The organism is Acidovorax sp. FG42, assembly GCF_057809195.1.
The window spans coordinates 146,440-164,927 of the sequence record NZ_JBMDJM010000001.1; the positions used below are offsets into that span (position 1 = coordinate 146,440).

Annotated in this window: 18 protein-coding genes; 9 read left to right on the forward strand and 9 right to left on the reverse strand. The window is 67.0% G+C overall.

The genetic code is table 11. The annotated features are described in order from the left end of the window. Window positions 1–5: 5 nt before the first annotated feature. From ACODSM_RS00690 to mnmG, 4 genes are all read right to left on the reverse strand, one after another. A complete protein-coding gene (locus ACODSM_RS00690) occupies window positions 6–818 on the reverse strand; it encodes a ParA family protein (RefSeq protein WP_488803994.1) in 813 nt (270 codons plus the stop codon). 36 nt (window positions 819–854) lie between these two features. Next, complete coding sequence (locus ACODSM_RS00695) at window positions 855–1,469, reverse strand: LysE family transporter (RefSeq protein ID WP_291471770.1); 615 nt, start codon at window positions 1,467–1,469, stop codon at window positions 855–857. Window positions 1,470–1,587: 118 nt separating this feature from the next. Further along, a complete protein-coding gene (rsmG, locus tag ACODSM_RS00700; protein ID WP_488803995.1) occupies window positions 1,588–2,268 on the reverse strand; it encodes a 16S rRNA (guanine(527)-N(7))-methyltransferase RsmG in 681 nt (226 codons plus the stop codon). Beyond that, entirely contained in the window at window positions 2,265–4,250 is a 1,986-nt protein-coding gene (gene mnmG / locus ACODSM_RS00705) for a tRNA uridine-5-carboxymethylaminomethyl(34) synthesis enzyme MnmG (RefSeq protein ID WP_488803996.1), read from the reverse strand. The genes rsmG and mnmG overlap by 4 nt, the downstream gene beginning before the upstream one ends. 327 nt (window positions 4,251–4,577) lie before the next feature. Here mnmG and ACODSM_RS00710 point away from each other — a divergent pair, with 327 nt between their 5' ends. The 6 genes from ACODSM_RS00710 to gstA all read left to right on the forward strand — a co-directional run bounded on the left by ACODSM_RS00710 (window position 4,578) and on the right by gstA (window position 9,084). Beyond that, window positions 4,578–5,174 (forward strand): NADPH-dependent FMN reductase, encoded by a 597-nt coding sequence (locus tag ACODSM_RS00710; protein ID WP_295940915.1) that lies wholly within the window; start codon window positions 4,578–4,580, stop codon window positions 5,172–5,174. Between the two features lie 12 nt (window positions 5,175–5,186). Then, window positions 5,187–5,453, forward strand: a complete 267-nt coding sequence (locus ACODSM_RS00715) for a YkgJ family cysteine cluster protein (RefSeq protein ID WP_116748475.1) — start codon at window positions 5,187–5,189, stop codon at window positions 5,451–5,453. Window positions 5,454–5,628: 175 nt separating this feature from the next. After that, window positions 5,629–6,504 carry an RNA polymerase sigma-70 factor gene (locus tag ACODSM_RS00720; RefSeq protein WP_116748474.1) on the forward strand — a complete coding sequence of 292 codons (876 nt, stop codon included), beginning with the start codon at window positions 5,629–5,631 and terminating at the stop codon, window positions 6,502–6,504. A gap of 229 nt (window positions 6,505–6,733) precedes the next feature. Further along, a complete protein-coding gene (locus ACODSM_RS00725) occupies window positions 6,734–7,189 on the forward strand; it encodes a carboxymuconolactone decarboxylase family protein (RefSeq protein WP_015011913.1) in 456 nt (151 codons plus the stop codon). 246 nt (window positions 7,190–7,435) lie between these two features. Next, window positions 7,436–8,209 (forward strand): class II aldolase/adducin family protein, encoded by a 774-nt coding sequence (locus ACODSM_RS00730; protein WP_488803997.1) that lies wholly within the window; start codon window positions 7,436–7,438, stop codon window positions 8,207–8,209. Between the two features lie 266 nt (window positions 8,210–8,475). Continuing rightward, window positions 8,476–9,084: a glutathione transferase GstA gene (gene gstA, locus ACODSM_RS00735; protein WP_056643538.1), complete on the forward strand. Its 609-nt coding sequence runs from the start codon at window positions 8,476–8,478 to the stop codon at window positions 9,082–9,084. A gap of 8 nt (window positions 9,085–9,092) precedes the next feature. Here gstA and ACODSM_RS00740 read toward each other — a convergent pair whose 3' ends face one another. Further along, a complete protein-coding gene (locus tag ACODSM_RS00740) occupies window positions 9,093–10,319 on the reverse strand; it encodes a YbfB/YjiJ family MFS transporter (RefSeq protein WP_488803998.1) in 1,227 nt (408 codons plus the stop codon). A 173-nt stretch (window positions 10,320–10,492) separates the two neighbouring features. Here ACODSM_RS00740 and ACODSM_RS00745 point away from each other — a divergent pair, with 173 nt between their 5' ends. Next, window positions 10,493–11,596 (forward strand): alkene reductase, encoded by a 1,104-nt coding sequence (locus tag ACODSM_RS00745; protein WP_110960607.1) that lies wholly within the window; start codon window positions 10,493–10,495, stop codon window positions 11,594–11,596. A gap of 24 nt (window positions 11,597–11,620) precedes the next feature. Here ACODSM_RS00745 and ACODSM_RS00750 read toward each other — a convergent pair whose 3' ends face one another. From ACODSM_RS00750 to ACODSM_RS00760, 3 genes are all read right to left on the reverse strand, one after another. After that, window positions 11,621–12,208 carry a hemerythrin domain-containing protein gene (locus ACODSM_RS00750; RefSeq protein WP_488803999.1) on the reverse strand — a complete coding sequence of 196 codons (588 nt, stop codon included), beginning with the start codon at window positions 12,206–12,208 and terminating at the stop codon, window positions 11,621–11,623. A gap of 154 nt (window positions 12,209–12,362) precedes the next feature. Beyond that, a complete protein-coding gene (locus ACODSM_RS00755; protein WP_110960609.1) occupies window positions 12,363–14,030 on the reverse strand; it encodes a methyl-accepting chemotaxis protein in 1,668 nt (555 codons plus the stop codon). Window positions 14,031–14,148: 118 nt separating this feature from the next. After that, window positions 14,149–16,491: a heavy metal translocating P-type ATPase gene (locus ACODSM_RS00760; protein WP_488804000.1), complete on the reverse strand. Its 2,343-nt coding sequence runs from the start codon at window positions 16,489–16,491 to the stop codon at window positions 14,149–14,151. A 167-nt stretch (window positions 16,492–16,658) separates the two neighbouring features. On the opposite strand from ACODSM_RS00760, the gene ACODSM_RS00765 reads away from it, so the two are divergent. Both ACODSM_RS00765 and cueR read left to right on the forward strand, forming a co-directional pair. Continuing rightward, on the forward strand, window positions 16,659–16,865 hold the full coding sequence (locus ACODSM_RS00765) for a heavy-metal-associated domain-containing protein (RefSeq protein ID WP_056742486.1): 207 nt from the start codon (window positions 16,659–16,661) through the stop codon (window positions 16,863–16,865). 57 nt (window positions 16,866–16,922) lie between these two features. Then, window positions 16,923–17,441, forward strand: a complete 519-nt coding sequence (cueR, locus tag ACODSM_RS00770) for a Cu(I)-responsive transcriptional regulator (RefSeq protein WP_488804001.1) — start codon at window positions 16,923–16,925, stop codon at window positions 17,439–17,441. Between the two features lie 65 nt (window positions 17,442–17,506). On the opposite strand, the gene ACODSM_RS00775 is transcribed toward cueR, so the two are convergent. Continuing rightward, window positions 17,507–18,388 (reverse strand): TetR/AcrR family transcriptional regulator, encoded by an 882-nt coding sequence (locus tag ACODSM_RS00775; protein WP_488804002.1) that lies wholly within the window; start codon window positions 18,386–18,388, stop codon window positions 17,507–17,509. Between the last annotated feature and the right edge of the window lie 100 nt (window positions 18,389–18,488).

The window sequence follows — 18,488 nt, forward strand, 5'->3', positions numbered from 1 at the left end:
ATCATTCAAGCGCCTGCGGCCATTTTGGCCATGGAGGCTGCGGCTGGGGGCATGGTTTTCACACGCGCAACCATCTCCTCGGCAAACTCCACAAAGGCCTGGCTGCCCTTGGCGGCCGGGTCGAACACCACACCGGGCAGCCCGTAGCTGGGCGCCTCGGCCAGGCGCACGTTGCGCGGGATCACGCTGTTGAACACCTTGTCGCCAAAGTGGCCCTTGAGCTGGTCGCTCACCTGCTGCTGCAAGGTGATGCGCGGGTCGAACATCACGCGCAGCAGGCCGATGATCTGCAGGTCGGCATTGAGGTTGGCGTGCACCTGCTTGATGGTGTTGACCAGGTCGGTCAGGCCTTCCAGCGCGAAGTACTCGCACTGCATGGGCACGATCACGCCGTGGGCGCTGCACAGGCCGTTGAGGGTGAGCATGCTCAAGGACGGCGGGCAGTCGATGAGCACGAAGTCGAAGTCGGCATCCGCCTCGGCCAGCGCGGCCTTGAGGCGCTTTTCGCGGTGCTCCAGCGTCACCAGCTCCACCTCGGCGCCCGCCAGTTCGCGGTTGGCGCCCAGCACCCAGTAGCCACACTTCTCCGACAGCACGGCCGCCTCTTTCACCGAGGCAGATTCGAGCAGCACGTCGTACACCGTGAGGTCGAGGCTGCGCTTGTCCACGCCCGAGCCCATGGTGGCGTTGCCCTGCGGGTCCAGGTCCACCATCAGCACGCGTTGGCCAATCTTGGCCAGCCCGGCGGCGAGGTTGACGGTGGTGGTGGTCTTGCCAACGCCACCCTTCTGATTGGCAACGCAAAAGATCTTGGCCATGGGGAGTGTGCGGTCCGTGTGGTGGTTGTCGTTGTTTTACTTGGAGATGGCCAGCTTGATGCCAAAGCCGATCAGGAAGATGCCGGCCACTTTTTCCAGCGCGCGACCGATGCGGGGATTGGCGCGCATGCGCTCGGCCAGAAAGTGCGTGAGCAGTACAGCGACCAGGCCATAGAGAAAGGTCAGCGCCGCCACCGTGGCCGCCATCACGCCAAAGGTCAGCATGCCCTGGTGGCGGGCCGGATCGACGAACAGCGGGAAAAACGCCATGTAAAACACGATGGCTTTGGGATTGAGCAGGGTGATGAGCCCCGCCTGCTTGAAGTAGTGACGGGGCTGGATGTTCAGAATCGGCTGCGCGCCCGGCTTGGCCGTGACCATCTTGAAACCCAACCAGGCCAGATAGGCCGCGCCCAGCCACTGCACCGCATTGAACGCTGCGGGGTAGGTGGCCAGCAACGCGGCCACACCGGCTACCGCAGCCCACATCAGCACCTGATCGCCCGCGATCACACCCATGGTGGCCGCCAGTCCACCGCGAATACCGCCCTTGCTGGTGGAGGTGATGAGCGCCAGATTGCCGGGGCCTGGAATGAGCAGGAACAACACAATGGCGGCGACAAAGGCGCCGTAGTCTGCGATGCCGAACATGATCTCTCCCGGTGTGCTGGATGGGTGCGCAGAATGCATGCACCCGAAGTGAGGAGCCGAGTTTACGCGACCACCCTGCCATGACCGTGAAAAAGCCAGCGACTGGCAGCCAAAGCGCTCAGGCGGGCTTCATCCAGATGATGCAGCGCTCTGCATCCAGGCCCGGCACGGCCAGCTGTTCCACGTGAAACACCGACACATCTGCAGGCAACGCTGCGATTTCGTCATCCGGGTGTTTGCCCTTCATGGCCAGCCACGCACCATAGGGCGCAGCCAGCGCGCTGCGCGACCAAGTGACGAAGTCGGGCAACGAGGCAAATGCGCGGCAGCTGATGATGTCGAAAGGGGATGTCAGGGTCTCGACCCGCGCATGCACCCCATGCAGGTTGCGCAGCTTGAGCGCCACCGCCACCTGCTGGATGAACGCGGCCTTCTTGCCCACTGTGTCCACGCAGCTCACATCCACATCCGGGCAGCAGATGGCGAACACCACGCCGGGCAGGCCACCGCCCGATCCGACATCCAGCAGCTTCACCGCTGCCACCGCACCACCCTGCTGCAGGCCTGCCACATGCCTGCGCAGCGGCGCCACGGCGGCCAGGCTGTCCAGCAGGTGGTGCGTCATCATCTCCTGCGGGTCGCGCACAGCCGTCAGGTTATAGACCTTGTTCCACTTCTGCAGCAGCGCCAGAAAATCCATCAACAGCCCGACCTGCGCATCGCTCAAGCCCAGCGCCAGGGCGTCGGCCCCGGCTTGCAGTTGCTGGCGCAGGCTGTCGTTGCTCACGGACATCGTCATGCTGCCACTTCGCCTTCTGCCTTGGTGGCCGTTGCCGGCGCCACGGCAAACTCCTTGAACCCGCCCTTCTTCAGATGCACCATCAGCAGCGAGATCGACGCAGGCGTGATGCCCGTGATGCGCGAGGCGTGGCCCAGCGTTTCCGGACGGTGGCGATTCAGAACCTGTCGGGCCTCGATGCTCAGGGCCGTGACCTGCATGTAGTCCAGGTCGGGCGGCAAGCGCAGTTTCTCGAAATGCGCGGCACGCTCCACCTCGCCCTTCTGGCGGTCGATGTAGCCCGCGTACTTGGCGGCAATCTCCACCTGCTCCAGCACCGGGGCGCTCAGGTCGCCCAGGGTTTCACGTGAAACATCCGCCGATGCGTACTTGCCACCGTCCATGGACATCAGGTTGGCATAACTCACATCGGGGCGACGTAGCAGTTCAAACAGGTTGTATTCGTGCTCGATGCTCTTGCCGAGCACGCGCTCGGATTCGGCGGCGGGCAGGTTGCGCGGGTTCACCCAGGTGGCCTTCAGGCGTTCTGTTTCACGTGAAACCGCATCGCGCTTGCGGCTGAAAGCATCCCAGCGCGCGTCATCCACCAGGCCCATCTGGCGCCCCACTTCCGTCAGGCGCATGTCCGCATTGTCCTCGCGCAGCTGCAGGCGGAACTCGGCGCGGCTGGTGAACATGCGGTAGGGCTCGGTCACGCCCTTGGTGATCAGGTCATCCACCAGCACGCCCAGGTAGGCCTCGTCCCGGCCGGGCAGCCAGGGCGCATCGCCCCGGCACTGCAGCGCGGCGTTGATGCCCGCGAACAGGCCCTGGGCCGCAGCCTCTTCGTAGCCGGTGGTGCCGTTGATCTGCCCGGCAAAGAACAGCCCCTGGATCTGCCGCGTCTCGAAGCTGCTCTTGAGCGAGCGGGGGTCGAAGTAGTCGTACTCGATGGCATAGCCGGGGCGCAGGATGTGCGCGTTCTCCAGCCCGGGCATGCTGCGCACCAGGTCGTACTGGATGTCGAACGGCAGGCTGGTGCTGATGCCGTTGGGGTAGAACTCGTGTGTGGTCAGGCCCTCGGGCTCCAGGAAGATCTGGTGGCTGTCCTTGTCGGCAAAGCGGTTGATCTTGTCTTCCACGCTCGGGCAGTAGCGTGGGCCCACACCCTCGATCTTGCCGGTGAACATGGGGCTGCGGTCAAAGCCGCTGCGGATGATCTCGTGCGTGCGCTCGTTGGTGTGGGTGATCCAGCAGGGCACCTGCTGGGGGTGCATCTGCGCATTGCCCATGAAGCTGAACACGGGCACCGTGCCCTCGTTCACGCCGCCGGGCATGCCGTCACCGGGCTGCTCGGTGCACTTGGAAAAGTCGATGCTGCGCCCGTCGATGCGCGGGGGCGTGCCGGTCTTCAGGCGCCCTTGGGGCAGCTTCAGCTCCTTGAGGCGTGCCGACAGCGACACGGCGGGCGGGTCCCCTGCCCGGCCCGCAGCGTAGTTATTCAGGCCCACATGGATCTTGCCGTCCAGGAAGGTACCCGCCGTCAGCACCACCGTGCGGCTGCGGAAGCGGATGCCCACCTGCGTCACCGCGCCCACCACCCGGTCGCCCTCCACCATCAGGTCGTCCACCGCCTGCTGGAAAAGCCACAGGTTGGGCTGGTTCTCCAGCATGCGGCGGATGGCGGCCTTGTACAGAATGCGATCGGCCTGTGCCCGCGTGGCGCGCACCGCAGGGCCCTTGGAGCTGTTGAGAATGCGGAACTGGATGCCGCCCTCGTCCGTGGCCAGCGCCATCGCGCCGCCCAGCGCATCCACTTCCTTCACCAGGTGACCCTTGCCGATGCCGCCGATGCTGGGGTTGCAGCTCATCTGCCCCAGCGTCTCGATGTTGTGGGTCAGCAGCAAGGTTTTGCTGCCCATGCGCGCAGCGGCCAGCGCGGCCTCGGTGCCTGCATGGCCACCGCCGACAACGATCACATCAAATTCCTGGGGATACAACATGGGGACACTCCGGGGCCACGGTGGGCCCGACATTCAAAACCGTCTGCCGACCTGCAACGGCCCCACAAGGGCGGGTCGCACGGCAGCAGGCTGCGCCACCGCCAGCCCATCGGGGCAGCAAGGGTGCAAGGGGAAACCCGCGATTTTCCCACCTTTGCATGCTTTTTGTGCAAAGCCCGGGGCACAGCGGCTACACCATGCGCCGGCAGCGCAGCAGACAGCTGGTGCCTGGGGCAGATGTTCCACGTGAAACAAGCACTCCCCGCACGCGCCGGCGAACGGCAGCTTGCAGTATTCCTGCCCCGGCTTTGTGCTCCAATGGTCTGCATGACCACCCAACTTCTCATCTTCGCGGGCAGTACCCGCCAACAGTCCTTCAACCGCAAACTGGCCCACGCCACCGCCGCCATCGCGCGCGATGCGGGGGCCAACGTCACGCTGATGGAGCTGTCGGACTTCAACATCCCGCTGTACAACGCCGACCTCGAAGCCCAGGGCACGCCCGCCGATGTGATTCGCCTCAAGGAAATCCTCTGGCAACACCCGGCCTGGATCATCTGTTCGCCCGAGTACAACGGCAGCTACACCGCCCTGCTCAAGAACACGATCGACTGGGCCTCCAGCCCCGTCAAGGGCAACCCGGACTGGCAAGACGGCGGCAAGAGTTTTCGCGGCAAGGTCGTGGGCATGCTGAGCGCTTCGCCCGGCGCCCTGGGCGGCCTGCGCTCGCAGAGCCACCTGGCTCCCCTGCTGATCAATGCGGAATGCTGGCTGGCACCCAAGGCGTTTGCCCTGGGCTCGGCCGGCAGCGCGTTTGACGACAGCGGCAACCTCATCCAGCCAGCGCACCGCGACCGCGTGCGTGCCGTGGTGGACCAAGTGCTGTGGGGTGCCAGCCGCCTGCAGCCTGCTGGCGGTCAATAAGGCGGCCCGCCCGTGGACTGCCGCCCCGGTTGCGGCGCCTGCTGCACCGCCCCCTCCATCAGCTCGCCCATCCCCGGCATGCCCCAGGGCAAACCGGCCGGGGTGCGCTGCATTCAGCTGGGGGACGATGCGCGCTGCCGCATCTTTGGCCGACCCGAGCGCCCGGCGGTGTGCGCAGGGCTGATGCCCTCTGCCGAGATGTGCGGCAGCAACCAGGCGCAGGCCCTGCACTACCTGTCGCAGCTGGAATCGCTCACGCAACCGGCCCCGCGCTCATAGCCGGTCTTGCGGGGCCCCGAGAAGCAATGCAGGTGTTTCAAGCCCCAAAGTGACCTCAAGCGCTAGTGCCACATGCGCCAGCAGCTATCAAAATAGTAGTTGCAAGCGAGGCTGTCACAAACTGCAGGTATGCGCCGTCTGTGCTTCACTGAAGCACTCCAACGCCGCCATTGCCATGACCACCACCGACCCCTTCACCACCCTGCGCCCTCGCCTCTTTGGCATTGCCTACCGCATGCTGGGCGTGCGGGCCGATGCCGAGGATGTGCTGCAGGACGCCTGGCTGCGCTGGAGCCGCACCGACGCCAGCACCCTGCAGTCGGCCGAGGCCTGGCTGGTGACCATCGTCACGCGGCTGTCCATTGACCGGCTGCGCGCGCTCAAGGCCGAGCGCGAGGCCTATGTGGGCTGGTGGCTGCCCGAGCCGCTGGTGGAGCTGGACGCGCACACGCCCGAGTCGGCCGCCGAGCTGGCGGGCGAGCTGTCGGTGGCCTTTCTGTACGTGCTGGAGCGGCTGGGGCCGGAGGAGCGCGCGGCCTTCTTGCTGCGCCAGGTGTTCGACTACGACTACCCGGAGATCGCCGCCCAGCTGGGCAAGACCGAGGCCAGTTGCCGCCAGATGGTGCACCGCGCCAGCGAGCGTGTGCAGCAGGCGCGCACCCGCTTCGAGGTGCCGCAGGCGGTGCACCACCAGTTGCTGCAACGCTTCATGAAAGCCGCCCAGAGCGGTGACCGCCACGCCATCGAGGCGCTGCTGAGCGAAGACGCCCAGCTCATCGGCGATGGCGGCGGTGTGGTGCCCTCATTCCCCAAGCCGCTGGTGGGGCCGTTTCGCATCACCAACCTGTACTGGGCGCTGTTCCGGCGCCTGGGCGCACAGGTGGTCTACCGCATGGCGCTCATCAATGGCGAGCCGGGCCTGCTGCGCTACGTGGACGGGCGCATCGAGTCGGCCCAGGCGTTTGTGACCGATGGCGAGCGCATCGTGGCCATCTACGCGGTGCGCAACCCGGACAAGCTGGCGGGCATCCCCGCCACGCTGCCGCTGTAAAGACACGGGCACAGCGCTGCTCGCGCGAACCGCTGCGCAGGCGGCCCCGGCAAGCGCGCCTGGGGAGAAAAAACAAACGCCTCCTGTCACAACCCGGCACGGCGCAGCGTCTTGATGGGTATGGAAGACGGCAATGCAGCCACATGGCGACATCGCCACAAGGCCCCGCACCAGCGCCGTCTTTCACCACCGTCATCAACAACCCTTTGCCATCACCCAGGAGATTTCCATGTCGCAACACAGCGCCCGCCTGCCCTACCACCAACTGTCGTCCAAGGCCTTCATGGGCCTGGTCAACGTCTCTGAAACCATCAAGAAAGGCCCGCTGGGCACCCGGCTGGCCGAGCTGGTGTTCCTGCGCGTTTCGCAGATCAACGGCTGCGCCTACTGCATGGACATGCACTGGAGCGCGCTCGTCAAGGACGGCGCCGACCCGCGCCACCTCAACGCCGTGGCCGGCTGGCGGGAGGCGCCGTTCTTCAGCGAACGCGAACGCGCCGCCTTCCGCTGGGCCGAGATCATTACCGCCACGCCCCACAGCGACGCGAGCGATGACGAATACGCCAAGCTGAAGGCCCTGTTCTCCGACGCCGAGATTTCCGACCTGGGCTTTGCCATCGCCGTCATCAACGCCTGGAACCTGCTGAACGCGGGCATGCGCGCCCCGATCCCGCAGGCCGGCTGAGCGCTGGCAGATGAGGGGTACGGGCCGGTGGAAGACACATCGGCCCGTGGAGCCTGCCTAAGACGACAGACACCAAAAATCGGGGAGAAACGGCTGGTAGCGCCAGTAGATAATGCCTTCATTGCTATCAATAGTGAAGCACAAACATCCGACACATGGCCACGGGTGTAGCCTGCCTGACAGACCCGGCCACCGCCCCGCCCTACAGTGGTGTGTTCCCATCCACAACACCGGAGACACCCACCCATGCTCAACATCCCCTCGCTGCAGGGCAGCGTCAGCCCTGAAGAATGGCAGCTGCGCTGCGATCTGGCCGCCTGCTACCGGCTCGTAGCGCTGTACGGCTGGAGCGACCTCGTTTTCACCCACATCAGCGCCAAGCTGCCCGAGTCGGTGTCGGGCCCGGGCGAACACCATTTCCTCATCAACCCCTACGGCCTCATGTTCGACGAGATCACGGCTTCGAGCCTGATCAAGGTGGACATGCAGTGCAACAAGCTGCACGAATCGCCCTTCCCAGTGAACCCCGCAGGCTTCGTGATCCACAGCGCCGTGCACGAGGCGCGGCCCGAGGCGGGCTGCGTGCTGCACACCCACACCCGCGCTGGCGTGGCCGTGAGCGCGCAAAAGGGCGGCGTGCTGCCCATCAGCCAGCAAAGCACCTTTGTGCTGGGCTCGCTGGCGTACCACGAGTACGAAGGCGTGGCCTTCCGCGACGAGGAAAAGCCGCGCCTGCAGGCCGACCTGGGCGATGCCAACTTCCTTATGCTGCGCAACCACGGGCTGCTGACGGTGGGCAAGACCATTGCCGACGCCTTCCTGTCCATGTACACCTTCGAGAACACCTGCCGCATCCAGATCGACGCGCAGGCTGGCGGCGAACTGACGCAGGTGAACCCGCAGATCGTGAGCGGCGTGGCCCAGGCCATGCGCGTGCAGACCGGCGGCCTGGGCGGTGCCTTTGCCTGGCCCGCGCTGCTGCGCAAGGTGCAGCGCGACCTGCCGGGCTACGACACCTAACCCCCTGTGTCGCCTTCGGCGCCTCGGTGCCGCCGCCAGAGGCGCCAGCTCTTCGGTCACGTCCAAGCCTGCGCGGGCAGGCTTGGAGCCGCGGCCCTCAGCCCCCAGGGGGACGCCGCCCGTGCGGCGGGGCGGCCCTCGCACGGCGGCACTGACTTGGGCCGTGCCAGTTTCCGCCTCCGGGGCCTGTGCAGCGTAGGCGGCCAGCAAGAAAGCTGCGCAGCGCATAGGATCGGCGGTTTCCGACCGTTTTCAAGGACCGATCCATGAAGCTTTACTACTCCCCCGGCGCCTGCTCCCTGTCGCCCCACATCGCCCTGCACGAAGCCGGCCTGGCCCACACCCCCGTGCTGGCCAGCACCAAGAGCCACAAGCTCCAGGACGGCACCGACTACTACGGCATCAACCCCCTGGGCTACGTGCCCTTGCTGGAGCTGGACAACGGCGAGCGCCTGCGCGAAGGCCCCGCCATCGTGCAGTACATCGCGGATCAAGTGCCCGACAAGCAGCTGGCCCCCGCCAACGGCACCCTGGCGCGCTACCGCCTGCAAGAGTGGCTGACCTTCATCGGCACCGAGCTGCACAAGGGCTTCAGCCCCCTGTTCAACCCCGCCACACCGGAAGACTACAAGCCCATGGTGCGCGAGCGCCTGCTGCAGCGCCTGCAGTGGGTGGACAGCCAGCTCGCCGGCAAGCAGTACCTGATGGGCGACCAGTTCACCGTGGCCGACGGCTACCTGTTCACCGTGACCAACTGGACGCAACCCACCAAGCTCGACATCTCCGGCCTGGCCAACCTGGCGGCCTACCGCGAACGCGTGGGCGCCCGCCCCGCAGTGCAGGCGGCCATGAAGGCCGAGGGCTTGCTGAAGTAAGGCTGGGGCTACAAGGGGCGCTGCCGCCACGCCACCAGCGCCCCCACCCACAACGCGCAGGCCGAGAACACCAGCCCACGCGCCAGGCCCCCGGGCCCGTCGGCGATCCAGCCCACCACCGTGGGCCCCACGATCTGCCCGGCCGCAAACACGATGGTGAACGCGCTGATGCCGCTCGCCCACAGCGCCTGCGGCAGGTTGTGCCGCACCAGCGCCGTGGTCGATGCCACCACCGACAAAAACACCCCGCCAAACAGCAGCCCCGAGGCCAGCACCACCGGCCACGCGCCCGTGATGGCGGGCAGGATGGTGGCCACGCCCAGCAGCGCATTCAGGCGCGCCAGCGCCTCACCGCCCCGGCTGCGGTCCAGCAGCCCGGCCCAGATGCGCGACGACAGCACCACGGCCAGCCCCAGCAGGGCGTAGAACAGCGTCACCTCGCCCGCACCCCGGCCCTGCTCGCGCAGCAGCGCCACCACAAAGGTCATGTAGCCGATGTAGCCCACGCCAAACAGGCCGTAACCCAGTAGCGCAGGGGCCAAGGCCCGCCAGCGCACGTGGTCGGGCACTGCAGCCGACGGTGTGGTCCCGGATGCAGCAGCCACAGGTGCAGCCAGTCCGCTCAACACGCGCGCCGGCCACAGCAGCGCCAGCGTGGCCGCCACGCAGGCCAACGCCAGCGCCCACCAGGCCCAGGTCCAGCTGTGCGGTGCGGGGGCCGCTGCCAGCACCGCAGGCACCAGCAAGGCCGACAGGCTGATGCCCCAGCCCGTGCCGCCGTAGTACAGGCCCAGCAGCAATCCGCTGCGCCCCGGCACCTGCGCACCCAGCCGCGCCGCGAGCAAGCCCCCGGCAATGAACACCAGCGCACTGGCCCCGCCGGCCAGCAGGCGCTGCGCCAGCAAGGGCGTTGGCTGCGTGAAAAACCCGCTCAGGCCCATGAACACCGTGGCCATCACGGCGCCCACCAACAGCACCGCCCCAGGGGCCGCGCGCCGCAACAGCCAGGGCGTGGCCAGAGCGCCCAGCAAGTAGCCCAGCGCATTCGCCGTGTTCATGCCCCCTGCCAGCGTGTACGACCAGCCCAGGTCTTCTCGCATGGGCGGCAGCAGCAAGGCATAGGCAAACCGCGTGATGCCCAGCGAAATGGCGGCCCCCATCGACAGGGCCACGGCGAGCCACAGGCTACGCAACGGAGAGATGGAAAGGGATGCGAGTGGCGGTGGCGAGGGCATGGCGGTCCATTCTCATGCAACCGCATCCGCGCCGCTTGCGCCGCCAGGACAGCACGGGGTTAACACAAAACCGGAGCCCTTGTTGACGCCAGTGTGCTGCACGTTTTGCGCTGCAGCATTAAGCTGCAGGCCTGCTTTTTTTGGCACATCGCCTTTCTCCAGGACTTCTCACCATGACCTCTTTGTTTGAACCCACCCGCGCGGGCGACCTCCAGCTGGCCAACCGCATTGCCATGGCGCCGCTCACGCGCAACCGCTCGCCCGAGGCCATCCCCACCGACCTGGTCGCCACCTACTACGCGCAGCGCGCCAGTGCCGGTCTCATCATTTCCGAAGCCACGGCCATCAGCCCGCAAGCCCAGGGCTATGCCGATGTGCCGGGCCTCTATGGCACCGAGCAGCTGGACGGCTGGAAGAAGGTGACCCGCGCCGTGCACGACGCCGGCGGCAAGATCGTGGTGCAGCTGTGGCACGTGGGCCGTGTCTCGCACACCGACCTGCAGCCGGGCAACGCTGCACCCGTCGCACCCTCGGCCGTGCAGGCCAACACCAAGACCGTGCTCATCAAAGACGGCGTGCCCACCTTCACACCCACCTCGATGCCCCGCGCACTCGATGCCGAAGAGATCCCCGGCATCGTGCAGGACTACCGCCACGCCGCACGCAACGCGATTGCATCGGGCTTTGACGGTGTGGAAATCCACGCAGCCAACGGCTACCTGATCGACCAGTTCCTCAAGACCGGCGCCAATCAGCGCACCGACGACTACGGCGGCAGCATTGCCAACCGCGCTCGCCTGCTGCTGGAAGTGACCCGCGCCATCGTCGAGGAAATCGGCGGCGGCCGCACCGGCATCCGCCTGTCGCCCGTCACCCCCGCCAACGACATCGTGGACGCCGATCCGCAGCCGCTGTTCGACCATGTGGTGCGCCAGTTGGCGCCCCTGGGCCTTGCCTACATCCACGTGATCGAAGGCGCCACCGGCGGCCCGCGCGAAGTGGAAGGCCGCCCGTTTGACTACGCCGCCCTCAAGGCCGCCTACCGCGCAGCGGGTGGCAAGGGTGCCTGGATGGTCAATAACGCCTACACGCGCGAACTGGCCGATGCCGCCCTGGCCAACGGTGCCGACATCGTGGCCTTTGGCCGCCCCTTCATCGCCAACCCCGACCTGGTGGCGCGCCTGAAAGCCAACGCCCCGCTCAACGAGGTGAACCGCGCCACGCTGTACGGCGGTGGCGCCGAGGGGTACACGGACTACCCGGCGCTAAGCGCCTGAGTCCCCACCGAGCGGCGCAGCCGCTCAAGAGGGTGAACCGAGCCCGATCGGGCTCGGCGCGCGCATCACGATGCGGGTGAACAGCCGGTCATACGCCGCATCGCGCGGCTTGCCCGGGGCCAGCGGGCTGGTGTTGCTGGCAAAGGCCGCGTCGATGGCGGTCCAGTCGCCCGGCTGCAGGGCCTCCTGCGCGGCGGGCAGCACCACGGTTTCTTCCAGGCGCATGTGCTCCAGGTAAAAGCGGATGTAGCGCTCCAGCGCCAGCGCAAACGCCTCGCGGCGCGCATCGCCCATCAGCTCCCAGCCCAGCAGCAGGTGCTGCAGCTCGCGCACCGCGGCCTCGCCGCCGGCATGGTCTCGCTCCAGCTGGGCGATGGCCTCGGCCGCCTGGGGTGAGCGCTCGGCCACCTTGGGGAACAGCCACTGCGACTCCTTGGGGTGGTGCTGCCGCTCGGGAAACTCATCGATGTAGAACAGCATCGCCCGCATCACGTCAAAGAACGCAGCGGGCTCGTCACCCGGGCCCTGGTCCAGCATCAGGCGCAGCGAGTGCAGCACCGCTGCGAGCGACGCATGCTCCTCGCGAATGGTTCGCAGACTGATCGACGGCATGGCGCACTCCCCAGGTTCAACAAGGCCCCAAGGGTGCCACGCGCTCCCCGGTGCGCCCATGACGCAGGTCAATAAACCGCCGGGCAGCGCCGCCCACAAAAAAGCCCCGCAGACCAGGCCTGCGGGGCTCGTCGAAAGGAAAGGCCTGGCGCGGTCAGTGCGTCAGGCGTGCCTGCGCAGGGCCTGCAGCCAGCGCCTGGGGCGCCTGGTCTGCATAGGGGGCAGCCACTGCGCCGCCGTGGCCATAGCCACCGGCCGATTCGGCCAGACGGAACTGCTGCACCACGTGCGACAGGCGCGCGGCCTGCTCGCGCAGCGACTCGGCAGCGGCGGCGGACTCTTCCACCAGCGCCGCGTTCTGCTGCGTCATGCGGTCGATCTCGCCCACGGAGCTGTTCACCTGGCCAATGCCGGCCGATTGCTCGGACGCTGCGGCCGTGATCTCGCCGATGATGTCGCCCACGCGCTGCACGCTGCTCACGATGTCCTTCATGGCCGTGCCCGCTTCTTCCACGTGGCGCACGCCGCCGTCCACGGCCGTCACGCTGCTCTGGATCAGGCCCTTGATGTCGCTGGCCGCCGCCGCACTGCGCTGCGCCAGGCTGCGCACCTCGCTGGCCACCACCGCAAAGCCCCGGCCCTGCTCGCCTGCGCGGGCCGCTTCCACGGCCGCATTCAGCGCCAGGATGTTGGTCTGGAAGGCAATGGAGTCGATCAGGCCGATGATGTCGCCGATCTTTCGGCTCGATGTCGAAATCTCATGCATGCTGGCCACGGCCTGCTGCACCACACCGCCACCGTGGGTGGCCATCTGCGAGGCCGACGCGGCCAGCTGGTTCGCCATCTGCGACGACGACGCCGTCTGTTGCACCGTGGACGTGAGCTGCGACAGAGAAGACACAGCTTCTTGCGCATTGCTGGCCGTCTGCTCGGTGCGTTGCGACAGGTCCTGGTTGCCCGTGGCGATCTCCTGGCTGGCCGTGGCGATGTTGCCGCTGGCATCCCGCACTTGCGCCACCAGTGCGCTCAGGCCTTGCTGCATGTCGCGCAGCGCGCGCTGCAGGTCGGCCACTTCGTCCTTGCCCTCGGCAGCAATGTGCTGCGACAGGTCGCCGCCCGCAATGGCCTGGGCCATCTTGCGTGCTTCTTCGAGGGGCTTGCAGATGGAGTTCATGTTCATCAGCGTGGTGGGCACCACCACCACCACGGTGATCAGCACCGCCAGCACAAACAGCCACTTGGTCTGGTTGGACACCTCGCTCTGCTGCGCCACCGACTTGGACACCTCGGCGCGCAGCACCGAGTCCAGCTCGGCCATCAGCTTGTCGGCCTCGGCAAACTCGGCCACGGCCTTGCCGCTCATGCGGTTGGCAATGGTGGCGGTGTCGTAGCCGCCCGCCTCCAGCTGGCGCGCCACGTGCGCAAACAGCTCGCGATAGCTGTCCAGGCGCTTGACGATGTTGCGCACCACCGCGTTGTCAGAGTCTTCCCCGCCTTCCAGGAACTTGTTGGCAATCTTCTTGGCCTTGTCCTGGCTCTCCACCCACTTGGCATGGGCAGCCTTCACGGCTTCGGGCTTCTCGTAGCCAATGATCATGTCCTTCTCGTACTGGCGGATGGCCCCCATCTCGCCCCGCAGCTCGGCCATGCTGCTCACCTTGGCGAACGAATGGTCCATGAAGTTCTGGCTCATGTCGTTGATACGGAACATGCCCAGCATGCCCGCGCCACCCAGCAGCCCCAGCAGGCCCAGCACCACGCCAATGGCACCCAGCATGCGCAAACGTATGGTGAACTGCCGCATGAGCGAGAAGAGATTCATGATCTGTCGTCCTTGATATAGCTATGCCGATGCGGTGACCGCACCTCCCCCGAGGCCACGGATTCGCAACAAATCGTTGCAGTTTGCCAGACATCGATGACCGTGCTGTACGTATTTATCACATGCGCCACCGCTTGAGTAAGAGGGCATTCGCCATCACGCTGACCGAGCTGAGCGCCATGGCCGCCCCCGCCACCACCGGGTTCAGGTAACCCAGCGCCGCCAGCGGAATGCCCGCCACGTTGTATGCAAACGCCCAGAACAGGTTCTGGCGGATCTTCATCACCGTGCGGTGCGAAATATCCAGCGCCGCTGCCACCAGCATCGGGTCGCCGCGCATCAGCGTGATGCCCGCTGCGTGCATGGCCACATCAGTCCCGTTACCCATCGCCATACCCACATCGGCCGCAGCCAATGCCGGGGCATCGTTAACGCCGTCGCCCACCATCGCCACAATATGGCCCCCACGCTCCGCCGCTGCGCTGGGTCGCTGCCCCCCGAGGGGGCTTTCGCGCCTTGGGGCGGCCCGGCGGCGCTCATGGTGCTTGCCATCGGGCCCTTGTTGCAGCGCCGCCACCTTGGCGGCCTTGTCGCCCGGCAGCACCTCGGCCATCACCTCGCCCGCCGCTGGGTCCAGCCCCAGGCGCCGGGCCATGGCCTCGGCCGCGCCCCGGTTGTCGCCCGACACCATCACCGTGCGGATGCCACGCGCCTTGAGCGCCGCCAGCGCTTCGCGCGCACCCGGCTTGGGTTCGTCGCCAAAGGCCATCAATGCCCGCAGCGCCAACCCTTCCGTGACCCGTTGGGCCACGGCGGACACCGTGGCGCCTTCGCGTTGCAACGCTTCCGCGCGGTCTGACAACGGGCCCAGGCCCACACCCAGCTCCTGCATCCAGCGCAGGCTGCCCACCAGGTAGCTCTGGCCGTCCACCTCGCCCTCGGTGCCGCGCCCGGGCACGGCGCGCACGTCCTGCGCGGTGGCCACGTTAATCTGCCGCTCGCCTGCAGCCGCCACCACTGCGCGCGCCAGCGGGTGTTCGCTGCCGCTTTGCACCGCCGCCACGGCTGCCATCACTGCCGCCTCATGAAGACCCGGTACCACCTCAAACGCCGTGAGCCGGGGCTGGCCCACGGTCAGCGTGCCGGTCTTGTCAAAGGCCACCGTGTCCACCTTGTGCGCCAGCTCCAGCGCCTGCACGTCCTTGATGAGGATGCCGTGTTTGGCCGCCACACCCGTGCCCGCCATGATGGCTGCGGGCGTGGCCAACCCCAGCGCACAGGGGCAGGCAATCACCATCACGGCCACGGCGTGGATCAGCGCCGCCTCCAGCCCAGCGCCCATGGCCAGCCAGCCCGCCAGGGTCACCAGCGCCACCACCAGCACCACCGGCACAAAAATGGCCGACACCTGGTCCACCAACCGCTGGATGGGCGCCTTGGCCGCCTGGGCGTCTTCCACCAGCCGGATGATCTGGGCCAGCACCGTCTCAGCGCCCACGGCCGTCACCGCCATCACGATGCGGCCATCGCCGTTGATCGAGCCGCCCGTCAGCGCCGCGCCCACATCGCGCGCCACCGGCAGGGGTTCACCGGTCAGCATCGATTCATCCACCTGCGTGTGGCCCTCGTGCACCGTGCCGTCCACCGGGATGCGCTCGCCCGGCCGCACCACCAGCTGGTCGCCCACCAGCACTTCCGACACCGGCACATCCACCTCGCCCTGCTTGGTGAGCAAATGCACCACATCGGGCCGCAGCGCATGCAGCGCACGGATGGCCGCCGTGGTCTGGCGCTTGGCGCGCGCCTCCAGCCACTTGCCCAGCAGCACCAGCGTGACCACTACGGCCGAGGCCTCAAAGTACAGATGCGGCACATGCCCCGGGTGGTCCGTGGGCGCCGTGAGCCACAGCCACATCGAGAGGCCCCAACCCGCGCTGGTGCCCAGCGCCACCAGCAAGTCCATGTTGCCGCTCAGCGCCTTGGCCGCATGCCAGCCCGCCTTGTAAAACCGTGCCCCCAGGATGAACTGCACCGGCGTGGCGAGCACAAACTGCACCCAGGACGGCAGCATCCAGTGCTGGCCGAACAGGTCGCCGATCATCGGCAGCACCAGCGGCGCCGACAGCAGCAGGCCAATGCCCACGGGCATAAAGCCGGCCCAGGACGACAAGTCCTCAGGCGCGTCCCCCTGCCCCGCCGCACGCGGCTCGTAGCCCGCATTGCGCACCGCGCGCCGCAGCACCGCCTCCATGGCGGCAGCGTCGGCGCCTACCTGCGTGACAAAGGCAATGCGCGCAGACTCGGTCGCCAGATTGACCGAGGCCTCCTGCACGCCCGGCACCTTGCGCAGCGCGCGCTCCACACGGCCCACGCAGCTTGCACAGGTCATGCCAGAAATGCCCAGGTCCAGCGAGTGCACAGACCCGGGCGCGGTGTTGAGGGGGGTGGTGATGGTGTTCATGGCCGGGATGCTGATCCTTGACGTGATGGCAAGGTCAAGCATTGATATTGATCAACCCTCACATCATGAGTGTCTTGAGCGGTGTTTGACTCTGCCACGATGTCAAGCTTCAACATTCGCTTCGGTCGCATCCACGGCCACATTTCCAAACCCAACAAGGACACCCCATGGCAACCACCACCACAACCTTCCAAGTACAGGGCATGACCTGCGGCCACTGCGAACGCGCCGTCACCCAGGCCGTGCAGCAGGTAGACCCCAACGCCCAGGTGCGCATCGACCGCGCCAGCGGCAAGGTGGACGTGGACAGCACCGCCCCCCGCGAAGCCCTGGCCGCCGCCATTGCCGAAGAAGGCTACACCGTCGCGGCCTGAGAGGCCGAAAGTCTTTTGCCTCTGAGCGCCGCGCCGCCACACAACGAGGGCCACACCATGACCACGCCCCAGTCCGTCAATACCGCGTCGACTGCGCGCACCAAGGCCGCAGCGCCCCGCGCCATCGCCTGGCCCGTGCCCATCGGCGTCGCCGCCCGGCGCGCCGGCATCTCGGCACGCATGGTGCGGCACTACGAATCGCTGGGCCTCATCAGCGGTGTGGCGCGCACCGATAGCGGCTACCGCCAGTACACCGAGGCCGACGTGCACGCCCTGCACTTCATCCGCCGCAGCCGCGACCTGGGCTTTTCGATGGAAGAAATCGCCGAACTGTTGGGCCTGTGGCACGACCGCAGCCGCGCCAGCAGCCAGGTCAAGCGCATCGCGCAACAGCACATCGACGACCTGAGCGAACGCATCGCCCAGATGCAGGCCATGCAGCGCAGCCTGCAAACGCTGGTGTCCTGCTGCCAGGGCAACGACCGGCCGGACTGCCCCATCCTGGACGACCTGGCCTCCGGGCAGGCAGAGCAACACGCACCCCGGGCCTTGCGCAAAACGCTACCAAATCAATAGCTGCTTGCGCATATTCCACTGGCGCTTGGGGCAGTTTTTGCTTGAAACCTGCGCTGCCAAGCCCTTCAGGCGCCCGCCGACCGCGCAGGGGGTTTGGCTTTGCCAACAGCCGCCTTGCGGCGTGCTGGCAGCGCAGGCGCAGTCCCCGCCTCGGCCGTTGACACCGGAGTCTGCCCAGGCCGCCGCAACACCCCATCACACAGCGTCGCAATGCACTGCTGCGCCACCTGCTCGGGCGTGTATTCGCCATCGGGCTGGTACCAGCGGCCGATCCAGCTGAGCGCTCCGGCAATCACAAAGGCCGTCATCTTCGGGTCGCAGGGCTGCAGCGATCCTTCGGCCACGCCCTCGGCCACCAGGCGGCGGAACTCCTGGTCGATGGCGGACTTCAGGCGCCGCAGTTCCTTGCGGCTTTCGGGGGGCAGCTGCTCGTCGCCCACGCGGATCAGGCACATGCCGAAGTCCATGGTGACGATGCGCGCATACACCTGCATGCAGGTCATGAGCTGGTCAATGGCCTTGCCGCCCGCAGCGCGCGAAGCGTCAATCCCCTCCAGCATCATCGTGAGCCCCTTGCTCACGCACTGCAGCAGGATCTCGTCCTTGTTTTTCACGTAGTAATACAGCGTGGGCTTGGTCACGTTCAGGCGCGCGGCGATGTCGTCGAGCGAGGTCGCGTGAAAGCCGCGTTCGTTGAACAGCTGGGCCGCCGCCTGCAGCACCGCATTGCGCTTGGCCTCGCGCTGACGCTCGCGGTGCGACACCGGGGGCCACGGAGACGCCGCAGCGGTCGGGGCTGGCGCAGGGGCGGCTGGGGCCGACTCAACCTTCGCGGTTTTTTTGACCGGCTTGGCCAGCTTGGTCTGTTTGGCAGCGGGTGCAGAAGACGGCGCTGCGGCGGTGGGGGTGGCGCTGCGGCGGCGGATTGCCACTTTGGCGTGGGGCATGGATGGCAGTTCCTCGGGAAAGTACGGATGCTGATGAGGGTCGCGGCTTCCAGAATCTACTTGCGAGTAAACAGTTTACGCACAAGTAGGAAATTTGCGC